Here is an 18,704-nt window from a genome sequence, read left to right on the forward strand (position 1 = left end):
CCTACAAATGTGAAGATTAAACTTTTTAAATCATCAGAAACAGAAACTATTGAAGGGATTAAAGGTTCAGTTAAGTTAGTAGCTGTAAAAATGAAATCTTCTGCAAATGCTTTATCATCAAACATTTCATCAGGATCTAATGAGTTAGAAAGAGTAAATGTTATTTGATTACTTTCAGTAATTGATGCACTTCCACCATCAAGATTTAAGATAGGAAGAAGTTTTGAAACTTTCATAGTATCACAAAATTCTACGATATTTCCAGATACATCTGTAACATAGAAAACTTTGTCTAATGAAATATATCCAATTCTAAGAAGAGATTCTGCAGTAGGTGTAGCAGAAAGTAATACTTTTTCATTTAAATTGAATCTAACCCAAGAGTTATTTTTGAATAATGTTGCTTTTGCTGATTCAAGTGAAGTGAAATTTACTCTATTAGGCGAAAGTTTAAAATTAATTCCATTATTAATTCCATGGACGTTATCTGTGGCCATATATTCAGAGAACTTAATTAAAATACTATCATTTAAGTCAGTAGGTGATTCTTTAGCAGTTCCTAAAATTGAAATTACTGATGGTTTTGTAATATCAATAATACTAAAATCTTTTATATTATTGATTAAATCTGAACCATAAATATCAATTAGATTTTCAACACGTAGAGTATAAATTCCAGATGAAAGTTGAGGTTCTAAGATTATACTTGCTTGTGTTGGAAAATTTGGATTAAAGATAATATTTTTAACTGGAATTAAAAATGTAGAATCTTTTTTAGTAATGAAATAGTTACCTTTAATTTCAAGGGATGCTTGGTTCATAGAGTGAGAAAAAATAATATCTAATTTAGTTTCTGTTTCAGATAGAGATGTTTTATCTTGTAATACAGATAATAACTCAGGAGAAGGTAATTCTAGATTAGCTTCATACTTAAAAGAATTAACGATTAATCCATAGCAATCTACAACATCTGATACAATAACTGAATTAGGGCCAGCTGAAATAAATGTGTTAGAATCCATTTTAAATATTAAAGTATCTAAAGTGTCACGTTTTCTCTGAACTTCGGAAGAAACATGAGATGCAGCACGTTGTGGTGATGCTACAGACTCAACAGTAATTATACCAAATGAATCAAGAACTGGACTACTAAATTTAACTTCAACAGTTTGAGGATCAATAACTGTTAATGTTTCAACTGTTGCACTATATTGAGATGCTGTTAACATAAAATCAATTTCAGATATAGGAACATCTCTATTTAAAAAATCAGTTAAATGATTTCCAGATAAACTGTGATCAGCAATTTTACTAGTAGCAACTTGTAGACGATGATTTCCAATTGGTAATGACTTAATATTTGATTGAATTAAAAGACTTCGTAAATCATTGCTTATAGTTGCATTAAATGGTTCAATATCTAAACCAACATCAACTATAAGATAACCAGGCCATGTAGGTGTAGGCTTAGTTCCTTGATCGACATCAGAATTGAAATATTTAATATAGAAATTGGCTAAAGCACCACCAGGGGCAAAACCAGATGTTTGAGTTGTTTTATCAATTAAGTGTTTTATTGGATATTCAAACTGAATTTGTATAAGTCTATTTCCATAAGTTTTTACTATAGGTTGAATTGGAGCTGGATAATTAGAAAATAATACATTAGAAGAATCTATAACAGTATCATTTATAGAAATCTCTAATAGATATTCAATATTAGATTTTAAGAGATGATTTTCTAGTTCAATACTTTCTTCATCAATATTAATGCATAAAGTTTTAATATTTGGATTTAAATTTATAGAGTTGGAAGTAACTAGGAGTTCTTCAGAAAAAGTTTTATCACTATTATAAATAATGAATGTCATATCTGAAGAGAAGTGACTTAATTCAATATCTAAGCTTTTGGGATTAACCTTTGAAATGTTTAAAATTAATTTATCGTCCATAAAATAAACCTCCGTAAAAATTTAAATAAATTATTTATATAGAATATAGTATGGAAAATATAGAGGAGGAGTGATTAGTTTCGACAGATTTTATTCTAAATTTAAGTAGAAGGTCTAATATTAGATATGCTTTATAAAAAGAGCATAGTAAAGAGAAGTGATATATTTAATAGTAAATAAAATAGATTCTTTTAAAGTTTTATGTAAACAGTTATAATAGAAATGGTAAATAAAAAAAAGGGGTATAGATGATTGAACGAGATACTAAAGTTATTGAATACATATCAAGAATTTGCTATTTTTATAAGTGTTTTTATAAGTGTTATAATAGCTATATTGGGAATAGTACCATCAGTTTTTGTAACTGGTGCAAATATAGTATTTTTTGGGCCATTTTTAGGTTTTTTAATTTCTTTACTTGGGGAAACAGTAGGAAATTATGTTAGCTTTAGAGTTTATAAAAAAGGATTAAAGAAAGGCATAGAAGAAAAGTTTTCTAAATATAAGGTTTTAGATAAAATAAAAAATAGTAGTGGAAATAAATGTGCATTGCTTATATTAGAAGGAAGGATAATTCCTTTTGTACCATCAGGGATAGTAACTCTTGCTGCAAGCTTAAGTAGTATAGATGATTTTAGATATACTTTAGCTACATGTATTGGGAAAATTCCATCAATAGGGTTAGAGGTTCTTGTAAGTTATGGTGTTCTTTCATCAGGTGCTAAAGGAATACAAGCTATATTAGGAATATGTGGAGTATACTTAATATATAAAACTATAAAAAAATATAGGGGAGCGTAGAGCCTCCCCTTTTTAGAATCTAGATTTCTTTAATACAAACAGGTTCAGGCAATGGAATTTCATTTAGAAAATTATTAATTGAACCATCTTTATTCAAGATGAAAACAGAAAGAGAATCTTTTAAACTGTTACAACAAATAAGTCTATTATTTTTAGATACTCCAAAGTCTCTAGGAACATTAATAGAAGGATGATTAAAGTTTTGAATTAAAGATAAAGTATCATCTTCTAAAATTTTGAAAATAGAGATAGTATTTGTTTTTCTTTCAGCAGTGTATAAAATTCCATTATGAATATGGATAGCTGAAGCTTCAAAAATTTCTGAATCACCAAGTGGTGAATACTCTTTTAAAATTTCAAAAGTATTTATATCTATTAAAATAATATTATTACTTCCTTCAGTTAAAACATACATAAAGTTATCTTTAAAAACTAAATGTCTAGGCTTAGAGTTTTTATCTAAAGAAAGAGTTTTTATTAAGTCTAATGAGTTAAAATCATAAATATATATATCAGAATTATTCATATCAACTAAAAATAATTTATTATTATAAACAGATGAATAGTGAAGATGACTATTTAGAATATTTATTTTTTTTACAATAGCTAAAGAAAAATCAGGATTTATTTTATAGAGAATAAATAAGCCATCATGATAATTAGAGGCTAAGATGAAGTCTTTATAAAGACTTACAAAACAAGGAGAGCAAGAGAAATTATCAGATTTATCAAGAGGTATTAAAGTTTCATTTTCAAGCTTAAAAAGTACAACACCACCAGAATGTTTATCTCCATGAGAACTTACTAAAAGGTTGTTGCATACATCAAGGTAAGTAGGATTATTAAGATGAAATGCTTTAGTGAAAAAACCTTCTCCCTTTTCATCTATAGTTAGAAAATAGAGCCCTTTACTATATTTTTTTGTATAAGTACCAATTAAAAAGTGTGAATCCATAAAAAAAAATTCCTCCTAAAATTTATATAAATAGGTAGTTCTACCTAAATAAAAGTCTAATTTATAATTATATTATACCTTAAAATGGCATAAAAATAAATTTTCCTTTTTTATACAAATGTGATTTAATAAATAATATAAAGGGGGAGATAATATGCCATTAAAAATACCAAGGGATTTACCAGCTTATAATGTATTAACTAAAGAAAATATTTTTGTTATAAATAAAGAAAGAGCAGAAACACAGGATATAAGACCACTTAAAATAGGAGTTTTAAACTTAATGCCAATGAAAATAGATACGGAAAATCAACTTTTAAGGCATTTATCAAATACACCACTTCAAGTAGATATAAAACTTATTCAAACTGAAAGCTATAAATCACAAAATACATCAAAAGATCATTTAGATAAATTTTACTCTTATTTTAAAGATATAAAGGAAGAAAAATTTGATGGATTAGTAATAACGGGAGCACCAGTTGAACAAATGGAGTTTGAAGAGGTAGCCTATTGGGAAGAATTAAAAGAAATAATGGAGTGGAGTAGTAAAAATGTACAATCAACACTGCATATATGTTGGGGGGCCCAAGCTGGATTATATTATCATTATCGAATAGAGAAAAAAATATTGGAAGATAAAAGGTTTGGAATATTTAAGCATTATGAAGTAGAAAAAAACAATATGCTTTTAAGAGGATTAGATGATGTATTTTATGCACCACATTCAAGGCATACAGAAGTATGCAAAGAAAGTATTTTAAAAAATAAAAATTTAAAAATTCTTTCAGAGTCAAAAGAAGCAGGGATTTTTATAGTAAGTGATTTAGATTATAGAAAGATTTTTATAACAGGGCATTTAGAATATGAAAAAGATACATTAAGAAATGAATATATAAGAGATATAGAAAAAGGCTTAGATATAAAAATGCCAGAAAACTATTTTAAAGATAAAAAAATAGATGAAATCCTTCCCGTTAGATGGAGAGGAACAGCTAATGTGATATTTAGTAATTGGCTGAATTACTGTGTTTATCAAAATACACCATTTGATATTGGAGAAATTAAAAATTAAAAATGAAAAATTAAGGAGAATTGCAAGGACTTTTTAGTTAAAGTGATTAGTTTTGACTTACCAGAGTATGGGGAACGAAAAAAAGATAAAGAATTATGTAAAGTCCAAGAGTGCGTGAATGAACTTAGCTTAGTTATGAATTATGTAAAAAAACAATGGAAGAATATTAATTTGTTTGCATGTAGTATGGGTGCATATTTTAGCCTATCAAAGAATTAGTCAAATTATTAAATTCTAAAAATTTTACTAATCCATCGCCAAAAAAATTATTAAAGCATATAATGGAAAATTCATAGATGATAAAAAAGTGTTAAATAGGAGATAAGGAATGAGATATTTATGGGTAATTATTTTGATGTATGGATTAGTGTGGTTAGCTAATAGAGAGATTAGTAAAAAGAATGAATAGTTAGAAGTTATTATGGAAATAATATTAAATATAAATAGTTTTAGGAGGGAGAAAAATGAAATTAAACCTTAAAGAACTTAGAGAAAAGAAAAACTCGAAAGTGATTTCCTCAAAAGAAGCCTTAAACGATGTTATAAAATTTGATTGGAATGAAGATGTATTATGTGGAGAGAAAAAAGTTATAGTAAAATAATTTTTTTGAAATATATGAAAAAGTACTACTGCTTAAACAAGGTTGTAGTATTTTTTTGTTCTAAGCAATCACATATTAAAAATAGGTTAAAAATAATACTAAATAGTAAATAAATGTTGAAATTTATGTTAATGTGGTTATATAATCAAAAGTATATTATTTAAAGGGGGGATTGTGATGGAGAAGAAGAGGGAGGAGTTTTCCTCTGGTATTGCAGCGTTTCTAGTTGCGCTTAGCTCTGCTGTAGGGCTTGGGAACATATGGATGTTTCCTTTTGTTGTTGGTGAAAATGGTGGGGCAGCATTTATTATTGTTTATATTTTATGTATCCTTATTATTGGAATTCCAACGCTTATAAGTGAATTTGTTGTAGGAAGAACTACTAGGAAGAATATTTATGGTGCAGTATCTAATATAACTGAAAAGAAGAGATTTAAAGTTATAGGGATACTTGGGATTATTTCATCTTACTTAATGTTATTTTTCTATACAGTAGTTGCAGGATGGGTATATCTTTATTTCTTTAAAGCTTTAAATGGAGGATTTAAGGGAATAACAGCAGAAAGTGCTAGTACTATGTTTAATGATGTGAGTAAGGGACCTATGGGGCCTATGTTTTGGCAATTAATAGTTTTAGTTGTAGTAGGACTTATTTTAGGACTTGGTGTTAAAAGTGGAATTGAAAAACTAACAAAGTTTTTTATGCCAGTTTTAGTAGTATTACTTCTTGTTTGTGCAGTTAGAAGTTTGACTTTAGAAAATGCAATGGAAGGGGTTTCATTTTTATTAAAGCCAGATTTTTCAAAGGTAAGTATAGGAATGGTTTTAGCAGCACTTGGACTTGCTTTCTTTAAATTATCTGTTGGTACAGGTTCTATGTATACATATAGTAGTTATTTTACAGATGATAATAATTTAATTAAAACAGGAGCTAAAGTTGCATTTGCAGATACTTTTGTTTCAATTATAGCAGGTCTTGCTATATTTCCAGCAGTATTTTCATTTGGAATGGAACCGTCTCAAGGTCCAGGACTTTTATTTAATACAGTGCCTTTAGTTTTTTCTAAAATGCCAGGAGGAAATATTTTAGCTATATTATTCTTTTTCTTAACGGCAATGGCAGCTACAATGGCAACTATATCAATGGTTCAAGTTATTATAGCTACATTTACAGAGGAGTTTAAGATATCACTTAAAAAGGCAATAACTATAAATGTAATTATTATTGTAGTATTTGGAGCACTAGCTGCTTTATCTGCTAGTCCAGAAGGAGTTTTAGGACATGTTAATATATTAGGATATAGTTTTTTTGATCTATTTGATAAAGTTACATCTACATTACTATTACCTATAAATGGATTATTAGTAACTATATTAGTTGGACATTTTGTAGCTAAAAAAACAGTTGTAAAAACTCTTACTAATAATGGAACATTAGGAAATGAAAAGCTAGTAAATAACTTATTATTTATATTAAAATATATAACGCCAATATTAATAGTAATAGTTTTCGTAAAGACATTTATATAAATAATATGATATAATTTAGAAAAAGAAGAATCCATAAAAATTATGGATTCTTTTTAATAATTAAGATTATGGGGATGAATATAGATGGATTATAATATATTGTTATGCGATGATGAAAAAGAAATTTTAGATGTAGTAGAACTTTACTTAAATAAAGAAGGATTTAAAACAATAAAAGCTAAAGATGGAGTAGAAGCATTGAATATAGCTAAAAAAGAAAAAATAGATTTAGCAATTATAGATATTATGATGCCAAAAATTGACGGATATAGAGTATTAAAAGAAATAAGAAAAGAATCAAATATGCCTATAATCTTATTATCTGCAAAAAGTTCAGATGATGAAAAAATTCAAGGACTAGATTATGGTGCAGATGATTATATAGGAAAACCATTTAACCCATTAGAATTAGTTGCAAGAGTAAAAGCACAAATAAGACGAGGATATAAACTTACAGATAGCGAGTCTAAGGAAAGAGAAATTATAAAAATTGGGGAATTAGAATTAGATAAATATAATGTGAAAGTAAGGTTTAGAGGGGAAGACTTAGAACTTACGTCTATTGAATATAGAATATTAAAGTACTTTATGGAAAATCCAGGTAGAGTATTGACTAAAAATCAAATTTTTGAAGAAGTTTGGAATGAAAGTTTCTTAGGAGGAGATAATACTATAATGGTTCATATAAGTAGACTTAGAGATAAAATTGAAGATAAAGGAAAAGGAGCTAAATACTTAAAAACAATAAGAGGGCTAGGATATAGATTTGAAAAGAATATTTAAAAGAAAAAGAAGAGAAAAGCTTGTTGTATCTATATTTAAAAGATATATATATTTTGTAATAATACTTGGAATTATATGTTCAGCAGCATATCTTTATATTGCATTAGAATTACCAAAAGTTATTGAAAAAAATAGTTTGCCATTAGTAAATATAATTTCAGGTGAATACGTAGACTACACGACTATAAATACAAAAGAATTAAAAGAACTTAATGGTGAGATGGAAATTATAAATATGCAAGGACAAGTAGTTAGAAGGTATGGAAAGATTCCAGATGAAAGTAAAGATTATACAAAAGAGCAACTTTTAGAGCTTGCAACAAGAAAAGAAGAAGGAAACTATGAGATTCTTATGAATATGGTAAAGGATAAAGATAATCAAGAATATTATTGTCTTTTAAGAATACCAAAGGATAAAATAAGATTTAGTTTAAATCTTTTTAAAGTTCCTTTTAGTGTAGGAAAACCATTTTATAAAGAATATGCAAAAGTAATTTTAATTGCAGCTGGAGCATCGATTCTTTGTATAATTTTATATAGTCTTTATACTGCAAGAAAACTAAAAAAACCATTAATAGAAATTGATAATGCTCTTATTAGTATTATCAATGGAAACTATAGTGAAAAGATACATTTTAATGGCGAAGAGGAATTTGAGGGTGTTCGTGATACTTTAAATTATTTAATTGATAAGTTAAATGAAAGTGAAGAGGAAAATAGAAGGCTTGAAAAATCTAAAAATAAGTTACTTCTTGATTTATCACATGATATAAAAACACCTATGACAACAATAAAAAGTTATTCAGCAGCTCTTAGTGAAGGAATGCTTACAAGTGAGGAAAAGAAAAAACAGTATTATGATACTATCTATAAGAAAAGTGAAAGGGTAAGTGAACTTATAGAAGATCTTTTTGAATTTGTAAAACTTGAAAATAATAGTTTTAAATTTAATTTTTTAAGCGTAGACATATGTGAGTTATTAAGAACAGTAGTAGCTCTTTACTATGAGGAATTTGAAGAGAATAATATAGAACTTCATATAGATATTCCAGAAAAGGTTATAAAGAGAAAAATTGATGTAAAGCTATTTAAAAGAGCTTTAAGTAATTTAATTGAAAATTCCCTTAAATATAATGAAAATGGTAAGAATATTTATGTAAGTCTTAAAGAGAAAGAAAATGAAATAGAAATAATAATAGGAGATGATGGAGTAGGAGTTCCAGAAAAGATAAGAGAAAGTCTCTTTGATGAATTTGTTCGTGGAGATGAAAGTAGAAGAACAGATGGTGGAACAGGTCTTGGTCTTTCAATAACTAAAAAAATAATTGAAAATCATCAGGGGAGTATAATACTTCTTGATAAAGAGAAAGGTGCATTCTTTAAAATAGAGCTTTGATAAAATTCAAAGCTCTATTTTTTTTCTAAATCGTGCATAAAAGTATTTACTGCAATTTTAGAAGAGATTAAAACATTAGAAATACCAGCACCAGGGTGAATAGAATCACCAGCAAAATATAAAGAGTTTATATTTTTTATAGATGATTGAGGTCTCAAAAAATCTAACTTTGAAAGTGTAGGCATAAGACCATAAGAAGCGCCACCATATGAATTAAAACTATTCCTTAAAGACAATGGAGTAAAGTTTCTAGAGGATATAATAAGACTAGATAATCCTCTCATTTTAAAGAAGTCTTCTAAAGTTGTAATTATTAAATTATTTAATTTTGTAATATTTGAATTATTCCAAAAGGTTTCATTTAAATAAAAAAGATTTGGAACTCTCATAAGAATATTTAAATTAGTTATATCATTATTGATAGAATCCTTATAAATGTATAATGATGGATTCTTAGAAAGTTTACCATTGAAAAGTTCTTTAATATTAGTTGAAAAATCCTTATTAATAAGTATATTGTGAGTATTTAAATTTTTAAAATCTTTTTTTATAGATAAATATAAAATAAATGTACCAATAGTTAAGTCATCTTTCTCATATTGTGAGAAGGGAAAAGTTTTTTTAGTAAGCTTATAAGGAAGTAAATTTTTAAGTGCATAAGGAAAATCACAACATAAAAAAGTAACATCACTATTTAAAATTGTAGAATCTTTTAATAATACACCAGTACAAGTATTTTTAGTGAAGGTTAATTTAGTAACTTCAGAATTTAAAATTATATTGCCACCGCGCTTTAAAAAAACTTTATGAAGTCCTTTAACAAAACTTGAAATACCACCATAAATATTAACTAATCCTTTAGTAATATTTATTAAAGGTAAAATAGAGAAAATACTAGAACTTTCAAAAGGGGACATCCCGATAAACATACTTTGAAAAGCTAAGGCATTTATTAGATTTGAATTTGAAAGATTATTTTTAAAGTAAGAATATGAACTTTTTAATGGATGAAGAAAAGAGAGGCTTGAAAGTTTTCTTAAAGAAAGAGAAGGTACCTTAAGAAAATTATCTTGAAGCCTAGAGTACTTATTCTTAGCATCAATAACTATATCTAAATACTCTTCAAAATCATCATTAGTAAAATCTCTAGAAAGATTTATTAATGAGGTATGAAAAGTAATTGATTTACTTTCAGTAAAAAATGCTTTAAAAGTTGAATCAAAATTTAGAATATTTATGTAGTCAAAAATATTTTCACCAATATCTTTAAAAAGTTCTTCATAACATTCAAATAACATAGGGATAGTTGCAGTTAAGTTAAATGTAGAGAAGTTATTTTTTATAAGACATGTTTTTCCACCTATGAAATTATTTTTTTCAAGTATAGTGACAGAATAACCTTTACTTTGGAGGCGAAGTGCTGAAGAAAGACCAGAAATTCCAGCACCAATTACAATAGCAGTTTTCATAAATTTTATCCTCCTAATGTAACGTCTTGCGTATTATACCAATTTAGAGCTTCAAAAAGATGAGTTTCTTTGAAGTTAGGCCAGAAGTCATCTATTATATAGAAGTCTGAATAAACTGATTGGATAGGTAAAAAACCACTAAGGCGACGTCTTCCACCCCAACGTATAATTAAATCTATTCTTGAAATATCAGAGGAATAAATAGATTTTAAGTTTTTTGATAAATCCCATTCCCAACCATAATTAATTAAAAAATTAACCTTAATACCTCCAGTTCCACAAACTTTACGTTTAGTAAAAGGTAAAAGTTCTTTTGGAAAGTTTTTAGAATTAGTATTTCCTAATACAAGTATTTCAGCATTTTCTTTTGAGATAAGGTGTACTGATTTGATACAAGCATCTATGAAAGCTTCTTTTTGTTTAGAAGGACGCTTTGTATTATCTAAGGTAAAACCATAGAAAGTTATTTCTTTTATATTTAAATTTTGGCATTGTTTAAAAAGTGTAAGCCCAGGTAAAATTCCATGAAGATATCCTAGATCTTTTGTTAAGCCTAAAGATTCTGCAAAACGTCTATTTCCATCAGGAATTATTCCGATATGGTTTGGTAATCTCATAAAAAAATCTCCTTTCATTTTTAAGATAGAATTATTATTAGCAAAAAGAGAAATTTTATCCTAAAAAAGAAATATAAATATTGAATATTATGAATAAAGTGTGTATATTAAGAGGGTGAGATTTTTTGAGGGGGAATTTTAAATATGTATAGTGGAGATTTGTATAAGGTCGTAGAGGGATCGAAAAAGAAGAGGGATTTTTTAGAAGATAATAAAAAGGCGTACATAATGGCAGCAGCTCTTGCAGGTCTTTTTGTAGGAGTGGCAATAATACTTGCATATACAGTAGGGGCAAAATTTAATGAGCATCATTCACCTGCAACAAAGCTAATTATGGGATTAGTTTTTTCAACAGCTTTAGTTTTAGTTATGTTTGCAGGGTCAGAACTTTTTACAGGAAATAATTTTGTTATGGCAGTTGGATGTTTTGAAGGACAGGTTACTAAAAAAGATGTTCTAAAAATATGGAGTTTTTGTTATTTAGGAAATTTAATAGGTTCGATAATTATAGCAGTGTTATTTCAATTATCAGGATTAAATAAAGGAATAGTTTCTGAATATATAGTAGAAGGTGCAATGAGTAAAATAAATGTTCCTATGGAGCAAATACTAGTTCGTGGTATTCTTTGTAATATATTAGTATGTCTTGGAGTATGGTGCTATATAAAAATGAAGGATGAAACGGCTAAGATACTTGTAATAACTCTTTGTATACTTGTTTTTATAACTAGTGGCTTTGAGCATAGTGTTGCAAATATGTCTTTATTTACTATGGGACTTTTAGGTGAGCATAGTAGTCTTATGTCACTAAATGGCGCTGTGATGAATATAGTTTTTGCAACTATAGGAAATATTATAGGTGGAGCGTTATTTGTAGGATATCCATATTATTTAATTTCAAAAACAAAAGTTGTAAAATAGATAATGATTGGTGTTAACAGTATTGTTAACACCTTTTTCATATTTGAAATAAAGGTGAAGTAGGATAGATAATGTTATAATTGTAGGTATAAATTTTAAATATATATAAGGAAGAGAATTTATTGAAAATAAATAGATAGGAGGGATTTAGGGTGGTTAATATAGAAATTATTAAAAAGTTAGAGGATTTTAAAAATTTGAAAAAAAGCACTTTAATGAAATTAAGTCTTTATGGAGACATAATTAAGGTGAAAAAGGGAGACCATATTTTTAGAGATAAAGAAGTAACAAATAATATTTATATATTAGTTAGTGGAAAAGTTGCCTTATATAAATTTTCAGAAAGCTCTTATAAAAAAATAATATTTATACTAGGAGAAAATGAAATATTAAATGAGGTTTTAATTGATGATTTACCAGCATCAGTTAGTTGTGAGGTCTTTGAAAACTGTGAACTTATAAGTATAAATAAATTTGATTTTCTAGATATTATGGAAAGTGATTTTGATTTAACTAAATTAGTGTTAACAGGACTTAGCAAAAAACTTAGACGTACATATAGACAAATAAAAAATTCTACACCTTTAAAAATAGAAAAAAGACTAGCTGCTAAACTTTGGAAATTATCTAAAGATTATGGAGTTATGGAAGAAAGAGGTTGTAGAATAAATATCAAAATAAGTGTTACTTATTTATCAGAAATGTTTGGGATGCCAAGAGAAACAGTTTCAAGAGGAATTAATGCATTAGTGAAAAGTGGGCTAATTATAAAGGATAACAAGGAAATTATAGTAGTTGATAGAGCTAAATTGTCAGAATATTTCAAAGGAGTGTGACGAAAATTACAGTACAAAGATTGTTAAAATAATATAATAAGTTCATAGAAAGCATAATTGATGTTTTATGTGTTTAAATTTGGAAGGAGTTTTGTTATGGGAATTCAATTAAGAAGAGAAGATGTAAATAACTTAATAAAAAGTTTAGGACCTAATATTAAAGTTTTTGCACCAAAGGTTTTTGAAGGTGAAGGAAGATTTTCAGAAGTAGACGTTATAAGATATGGAGAAATTAATGATATATCAGAAATAGTTTTTGATAAAAAATCAGAATTTTCAGCAAAAGAAATAATAACACCAGTAACTCAAACTTTATTTTTCTTTACTGAAGATGAGTTTAAAGAGGCTAAGGGTGATGCACATATACCAGTTATAATACTTAGAAGTTGTGATATGCATGCTGTGAAAAGATTTGATGACATATATTTAAATAATGGATTTGAAGATGTATATTATAAAAGAATAAGAGAAAAAGCAAAATTTATAGTTATGGGATGTCCAAGTAGTTTTGAAAATTGTTTCTGTGTTTCAATGGAAACTAATAAAACTGATAACTATGATGCATACATAAAAGTAGATGAAGATTTTGTTTACTTAGATATTAAAGATGAAGATATAAAAAATGTTGTGGCAAGTCTTGAAAATGCTGAATGTGAAGTTGTAAAAGAGTTTGTTACATCAAATAAAATAAGTGTAGATATTCCAGATAATATAGATACAAGGATTTTTAAATCTACAATGTGGAATGAATATAATGAAAGATGCATAGCTTGTGGAAGATGTAACTTTGTATGTCCTACATGTACTTGTTATTCAATGCAAGATATTTTCTATAAAGATAATAAAAAAGCTGGAGAGAGAAGAAGAGTTTGGGCTTCATGTCAAGTTCCAGGATTTACTAGCATGGCAGGTGGTCATGAGTTTAGAAAACTTAATGGTGAAAAAATGAGATTTAAAGTAATGCATAAAGTATATGATTACAAGAAAAGATGGGGATATCATATGTGTACAGGATGTGGAAGATGTGATGATGTATGTCCACAATATATTAGTATGCCAGGTTCGGTAAATAAATTAAGAAAAGCTATGGAAGAGGTGACTTCAAATGAATAAAAATGAATATATACCATATGTATCAGAAATATTAGAAGTGGTAGAACACACAGATATAGAATATACATTTAGAATGGAGTATACAGGTGGAAATGTTAAACCAGGGCAATTCTTTGAAGTATCAATTCCAAAGTATGGAGAAGCTCCAATATCAGTAAGTGGGCTTGGAGAGAATTTTGTGGATTTAACTATAAGAAAAGTAGGGAAAGTTACAGAGGAAGTATTTAAAAATTATACTGGCGATAAACTATTCATGAGAGGACCATACGGAAATGGTTTTGATTTAGAGGACTATAAAGGAAAAGATCTTATAGTTGTAGCAGGAGGAACAGGTCTTTCACCAGTAAGAGGAGTTGTGGATTATTTTGCTAAGAATAAAGATGAAATAGAGAAAGCAACTTTAATAGTTGGATTTAAATCTCCAAAAGATGCTCTTTTTAAGGAAGATTTAAAAGCATGGGAAACAGAATTAGACAACTTAATAGTAACTGTTGATTCAGCAGAAGAAGGATATAAAGGGCATACAGGACTTGTAACTAAATATATACCAGAATTAGAAATAAAAGATATGGATAATGTAGAGGTTATAGTTGTAGGACCTCCTATGATGATGAAGTTTACAGTTTTAGAATTCTTAAAAAGAGGAGTGAAGGAAGAAAATATCTGGATTTCTCAAGAAAGAAAAATGTGTTGTGGAATAGGTAAGTGTGGACATTGTAAAATGGATGATACATATATTTGCTTAGATGGACCAGTATTTAACTACACAAAAGGTAAAAATCTAATAGATTAGTTGTTTGGAGGGAAAGACTGTGGATATAAATTTAAAAAAATTAAAAAAGAATGCTTTTAGATATACAAAAGAAAGAGGAATTACAGCTTCAAGAGTAAGAGTTCCTGGAGGGCGTATTGAAGCAAAATATTTAAAGAGAGTTGCTGAAATTTCAGAAAAGTATGGTGACGGAAGCCTTCATATGACAACTAGACAAGGATTTGAAATTCCAGGAATTAAAATGGAAAATGTAGATAAAGTAAATGAAATGCTTCAAGAAGTAATTGAAGGATTAGAAATAAATCAAGTTCAAGAAGGAACAGGATATTCAGCGGCAGGAACAAGAAATGTATCTGCATGTATTGGAAATAAAGTTTGTCCTTTTGGTAACTATAATACTACGGACTTTGCAAAGAAAATTGAAAAAGAAATCTTTCCAAATGATTTACACTTCAAGATTGCATTAACAGGATGTCCAAATGACTGTATTAAAGCTAGAATGCATGATTTTGGTATAATAGGAATGACAGAACCACAATATGAGTATGATAGATGTATAAGCTGTAATGCATGTGTTAAAGCTTGTAAAAAGAAAGCAACTGGGGCTTTAACTATGGAAAACTATAAAATTGTAAGAGATCCTATGAAGTGTATAGGATGTGGGCAATGTGTAGTTGAATGTCCTACAAGAGCTTGGACAAGAAGTAAAGAAAGATATTATAGATTATCTATAATGGGAAGAACAGGAAAGAAAAACCCTAGACTTGGAGAAGACTTCTTAATTTGGGCTGATGAAGAAAGTATTGTAAAAATAATTTTAAACACATATAAATTTGTTAAAGAGTTTATAGCTAAAGATGCTCCAGAAGGAAAAGAACATATAGGATATATTATAGATAGAACAGGTTTTATGGAGTGGAAAAAATGGGCTCTTGAAGGAGTTACATTAAGTGATAAGGCTATGGTTAAAAATAATGTATACTGGAGTGGAATAAAATATCCAAATACACAAAATTATTAAAAGAAAAACTTCCGAAAAGAGAAATTCTCTTTAGGAAGTTTTTTTTTATTAATAAAAAGTTAAAAAAAATATGTTTTAATATAGATAGAACTTATATATGATATATAGATAAAGAATAAAATTACTTTCTTAAAATATGGTAAAATATATATAAAAGTAAAATGGATAAGAAGAGAGATGACTATGATAGGATTAATTGGTATTAAAAAAGAAACACCTTTAGAGATAAGAGAAAAATTTTCTATAAATAATAAAAGACGTGAAAAAGCTTTAGAAATATTAAAAAAAGAAATAGATGAAATCATAGTATTAAGTACTTGTAATAGAACAGAAATTTATTTTAATCAGTTTTTAGAGGATAAAGAAATATTAAAAAAAATTTTTGAGGCTTTTGATTTTGATAAAGCCTATATGGAGTATATATTTATAGCAAAAGGAGATGTTGTTATAAATCATTTATTTAGAGTTATATGTGGCTTTCATTCTAAAATATTGGGAGAAGATCAAATTTTAGGACAAATAAAAAATGCATACGCTTATAGTTTAGAAAAAAAATTAATAAAGGATAAACTTTTAAGACTTTTTACAGAGGCTATAACTTGTGGGAAGAGATTTAGGTATGAGGCAAAACTTTATGAAATACCAGTTTCATCTGCATCAATAAGTGTTAATAAATGTATTGATGATGAATTAGAGAAAATAATGGTTTTAGGATACGGTGATGTAGGGAGCCTTGTTGTTAAAAATCTTTTATCACATAAAAATATAAGAGAAGTTTATATTATAGTTAGGAATAAAAATAAAGTTCAAGTAGAAGATAGACGTATTACTGTATTGAACTTTGAAGAAAAAAATAAAGTTATAAATGAAATGGATGCCATAATATCCTGTACATCAGCACCACATCCAGTTGTTAAATATAATGATTTAAATATGGAAGGAAAAAAGATACAGATTTTTGACCTAGCACTTCCAAGAGATGTGGATTTAAAACTTTATGAAAATAAAAGATTTTCTATTTTAAACATTGATAATATAAGTAAGATAGATGATAAAAATAAGGAACTTAGAAAAGAGAGAATGGGAGAATATGAGTTTATAATAGATAAATATATAAACGAATATAAAGAATGGCTTAAAATAAAGGCAATTGGACCAGTTATAAAAGAGATAAGAAAAAAAGAAAAATATGAAGTAGATAAAAGATATGGTACATATATAAGGAAAACTAATAAAGAAGAAAAGATAGTTAAAAAAATGATAGAAAGTATGGGGAATACTTATGCAAGTCGTGCCATAGAAGTTTTAAAAGAAGAGACTTTGAAAGGTAGGGAAAAGGAATGCTTAAAAATACTAGAGAAGATTTTTCTTTAGAATATTTAAATATAGGAGTTTTAAGCAAAAGAGTAAAAGTTTTAGTTATAGGTGGTGGCAGAGGTAGTTTTATAAAGCTTAAAAATCTTGTTAAAACAAAGGCAAATGTTACAGTTCTTAGTGAAAATTTTATTAAGGAAATAGAAGAGATAAAGGAAGTAACTAAAATAAAGGATAGATATAATAAAGATTATTTAAAAGGATATAAATTAGTTATTATTTGTATAGATAATAAGGAAGTTTTAAAAACTATAATGGAAGATTGTGAAGCGTTAGATAAATTGTATTTAAATGGAACAGAAGGATTAAATGGAGATTTTATAATTCAAACAACAATAAGTACAAAGAATATAAATATAGGACTTAATACTAAAAATAAAAATCCAAAGGGCTCAGTTTATTTACGAGAAACATTAAGAGATGAAGTAGAAGGATTAGACCTTTTTATAGAATATACAAGTAATATTAGAAATAGGATAAAGGTTAGAGAAGATAAAAAAGAAATATTAGATTTTATTCATAGTAATGATTTTAAATATATGTTTGATAAAGGAAAAGGGGATTATATTTTAAAAATGTTTTTTGAAAATATAATTTAAGATAGGTGAAAATATGAAGTATATAGTAGGAACAAGAAAATCAATTTTAGCACAAGTTCAAGCAGATTATGTTATTAAGTTATTAAAAGAAAAACTTAATATAGAAGGTGAAAAGTTTTTAATGGTTACAGAAGGAGATAGAAGACTTGATGTAGCATTAAATAAGATAGGTGGAAAAGGGTTATTTATAAAGGAAATTGAATATGCACTTTTAGATAAGAGAACACATTTAGCAGTTCATAGTATGAAAGATGTACCTTATAAGTTAGAAGATGATTTTACTCTTGTAGCAATGCCAGATAGAGAAGACATAAGAGATGTATTAGTATCCAATGGAACTCTTCTAAAAGATATAAAGAGTGGAGGAAAGATAGGAACATCAAGTATAAGAAGAATAGAAATGCTTAAGAGAATGAGACCAGATTTAGAAGCTATCCCTATAAGAGGAAATGTACAAACAAGACTTAAAAAAATGGAAGAGCAAGGATTAGATGGAATAATTTTAGCTGCAGCAGGTCTTAAAAGGCTTAATATGGAGCATATTATAACAGAATATTTTGATCCTAAAGAATTTTTACCAGCAGTAGGTCAAGGTGCACTTGGAATAGAATGTCTTAAAGATTTTGAAGAAATAGAAACTTTAAGAAAGCTAGATAATAAAGAAGTTAGACTTAGAGTAGAAGCTGAAAGAAGCTTTATGAGAAGACTTCAAGGAGATTGTCATAGTTTAATTGGAATATACTCAGAAGTAATAGGAGATGAACTTTATTTAAAAGGAACATTTAAAGTAAATGGAAATCTTATTATAAAAGATATAAAAGGTAAGAAGGAAGAAAATATTGACTTAGGAAAAATTTTAGCAGAAGAAATTTTAAAAGGATAGGTGAA

18 protein-coding genes and 1 pseudogene are annotated in these 18,704 nt (G+C 27.2%); 15 read left to right on the forward strand and 4 right to left on the reverse strand.

Annotated elements, in window-relative coordinates; translation table 11 throughout:
* Window positions 1–1,952 (reverse strand): hypothetical protein (locus ACRDDY_RS11625; RefSeq protein WP_438565111.1); only part of this gene is annotated, 1,952 nt, incomplete at its 3' end.
* 252 nt (window positions 1,953–2,204) lie between these two features.
* Here ACRDDY_RS11625 and ACRDDY_RS11630 point away from each other — a divergent pair.
* Window positions 2,205–2,753, forward strand: a complete 549-nt coding sequence (locus tag ACRDDY_RS11630) for a TVP38/TMEM64 family protein (protein ID WP_438565112.1) — start codon at window positions 2,205–2,207, stop codon at window positions 2,751–2,753.
* A 19-nt stretch (window positions 2,754–2,772) separates the two neighbouring features.
* On the opposite strand, the gene ACRDDY_RS11635 is transcribed toward ACRDDY_RS11630, so the two are convergent.
* Window positions 2,773–3,708, reverse strand: a complete 936-nt coding sequence (locus tag ACRDDY_RS11635; RefSeq protein WP_438565113.1) for a lactonase family protein — start codon at window positions 3,706–3,708, stop codon at window positions 2,773–2,775.
* A gap of 154 nt (window positions 3,709–3,862) precedes the next feature.
* Here ACRDDY_RS11635 and metA point away from each other — a divergent pair, with 154 nt between their 5' ends.
* From metA to ACRDDY_RS11665, 6 genes and pseudogenes are all read left to right on the forward strand, one after another.
* The gene (gene metA, locus ACRDDY_RS11640) at window positions 3,863–4,783 is read left to right on the forward strand and encodes a homoserine O-acetyltransferase MetA (RefSeq protein ID WP_438565114.1); all 921 of its coding nucleotides are present in this window, start codon (window positions 3,863–3,865) and stop codon (window positions 4,781–4,783) included.
* A 9-nt stretch (window positions 4,784–4,792) separates the two neighbouring features.
* Window positions 4,793–4,990, forward strand: a pseudogene (locus ACRDDY_RS11645) (hypothetical protein); the annotation flags it as partial.
* Between the two features lie 257 nt (window positions 4,991–5,247).
* Entirely contained in the window at window positions 5,248–5,385 is a 138-nt protein-coding gene (locus ACRDDY_RS11650; protein WP_438543774.1) for a hypothetical protein, read from the forward strand.
* Between the two features lie 177 nt (window positions 5,386–5,562).
* Complete coding sequence (locus ACRDDY_RS11655; protein WP_438565115.1) at window positions 5,563–6,915, forward strand: sodium-dependent transporter; 1,353 nt, start codon at window positions 5,563–5,565, stop codon at window positions 6,913–6,915.
* Between the two features lie 84 nt (window positions 6,916–6,999).
* The gene (locus tag ACRDDY_RS11660) at window positions 7,000–7,698 is read left to right on the forward strand and encodes a response regulator transcription factor (RefSeq protein ID WP_438565116.1); all 699 of its coding nucleotides are present in this window, start codon (window positions 7,000–7,002) and stop codon (window positions 7,696–7,698) included.
* On the forward strand, window positions 7,682–9,094 hold the full coding sequence (locus ACRDDY_RS11665; protein ID WP_438565117.1) for an ATP-binding protein: 1,413 nt from the start codon (window positions 7,682–7,684) through the stop codon (window positions 9,092–9,094). Before ACRDDY_RS11660 ends, ACRDDY_RS11665 begins: the two co-directional genes overlap by 17 nt.
* A gap of 14 nt (window positions 9,095–9,108) precedes the next feature.
* On the opposite strand, the gene ACRDDY_RS11670 is transcribed toward ACRDDY_RS11665, so the two are convergent.
* Both ACRDDY_RS11670 and ACRDDY_RS11675 read right to left on the reverse strand, forming a co-directional pair.
* Window positions 9,109–10,563 (reverse strand): phytoene desaturase family protein, encoded by a 1,455-nt coding sequence (locus ACRDDY_RS11670; protein WP_438565118.1) that lies wholly within the window; start codon window positions 10,561–10,563, stop codon window positions 9,109–9,111.
* 5 nt (window positions 10,564–10,568) lie between these two features.
* Window positions 10,569–11,180, reverse strand: coding sequence for an undecaprenyl diphosphate synthase family protein (locus ACRDDY_RS11675; protein WP_438565119.1), 612 nt, complete (start codon window positions 11,178–11,180; stop codon window positions 10,569–10,571).
* 144 nt (window positions 11,181–11,324) lie between these two features.
* On the opposite strand from ACRDDY_RS11675, the gene ACRDDY_RS11680 reads away from it, so the two are divergent.
* From ACRDDY_RS11680 to hemC, 8 genes are all read left to right on the forward strand, one after another.
* Window positions 11,325–12,101 carry a formate/nitrite transporter family protein gene (locus ACRDDY_RS11680; protein WP_438565120.1) on the forward strand — a complete coding sequence of 259 codons (777 nt, stop codon included), beginning with the start codon at window positions 11,325–11,327 and terminating at the stop codon, window positions 12,099–12,101.
* A gap of 152 nt (window positions 12,102–12,253) precedes the next feature.
* Complete coding sequence (locus ACRDDY_RS11685; protein ID WP_438565121.1) at window positions 12,254–12,937, forward strand: Crp/Fnr family transcriptional regulator; 684 nt, start codon at window positions 12,254–12,256, stop codon at window positions 12,935–12,937.
* A gap of 96 nt (window positions 12,938–13,033) precedes the next feature.
* Window positions 13,034–14,050, forward strand: a complete 1,017-nt coding sequence (gene asrA, locus ACRDDY_RS11690; RefSeq protein WP_438565122.1) for an anaerobic sulfite reductase subunit AsrA — start codon at window positions 13,034–13,036, stop codon at window positions 14,048–14,050.
* On the forward strand, window positions 14,043–14,843 hold the full coding sequence (asrB, locus tag ACRDDY_RS11695) for an anaerobic sulfite reductase subunit AsrB (RefSeq protein WP_438565123.1): 801 nt from the start codon (window positions 14,043–14,045) through the stop codon (window positions 14,841–14,843). Before asrA ends, asrB begins: the two co-directional genes overlap by 8 nt.
* Before the next feature lie 19 nt (window positions 14,844–14,862).
* A complete protein-coding gene (gene asrC, locus ACRDDY_RS11700; protein WP_438565124.1) occupies window positions 14,863–15,843 on the forward strand; it encodes a sulfite reductase subunit C in 981 nt (326 codons plus the stop codon).
* A 183-nt stretch (window positions 15,844–16,026) separates the two neighbouring features.
* Entirely contained in the window at window positions 16,027–17,217 is a 1,191-nt protein-coding gene (gene hemA / locus ACRDDY_RS11705; RefSeq protein ID WP_438565125.1) for a glutamyl-tRNA reductase, read from the forward strand.
* Window positions 17,184–17,816 carry an NAD(P)-dependent oxidoreductase gene (locus ACRDDY_RS11710; RefSeq protein ID WP_438565126.1) on the forward strand — a complete coding sequence of 211 codons (633 nt, stop codon included), beginning with the start codon at window positions 17,184–17,186 and terminating at the stop codon, window positions 17,814–17,816. Before hemA ends, ACRDDY_RS11710 begins: the two co-directional genes overlap by 34 nt.
* Window positions 17,817–17,829: 13 nt before the next feature.
* Window positions 17,830–18,699: a hydroxymethylbilane synthase gene (hemC, locus tag ACRDDY_RS11715; RefSeq protein ID WP_438565127.1), complete on the forward strand. Its 870-nt coding sequence runs from the start codon at window positions 17,830–17,832 to the stop codon at window positions 18,697–18,699.
* Window positions 18,700–18,704: the final 5 nt, after the last annotated feature.

Source organism: Clostridium sp. (genome assembly GCF_051656525.1).
Classification (GTDB): domain Bacteria; phylum Bacillota; class Clostridia; order Clostridiales; family Clostridiaceae; genus Clostridium.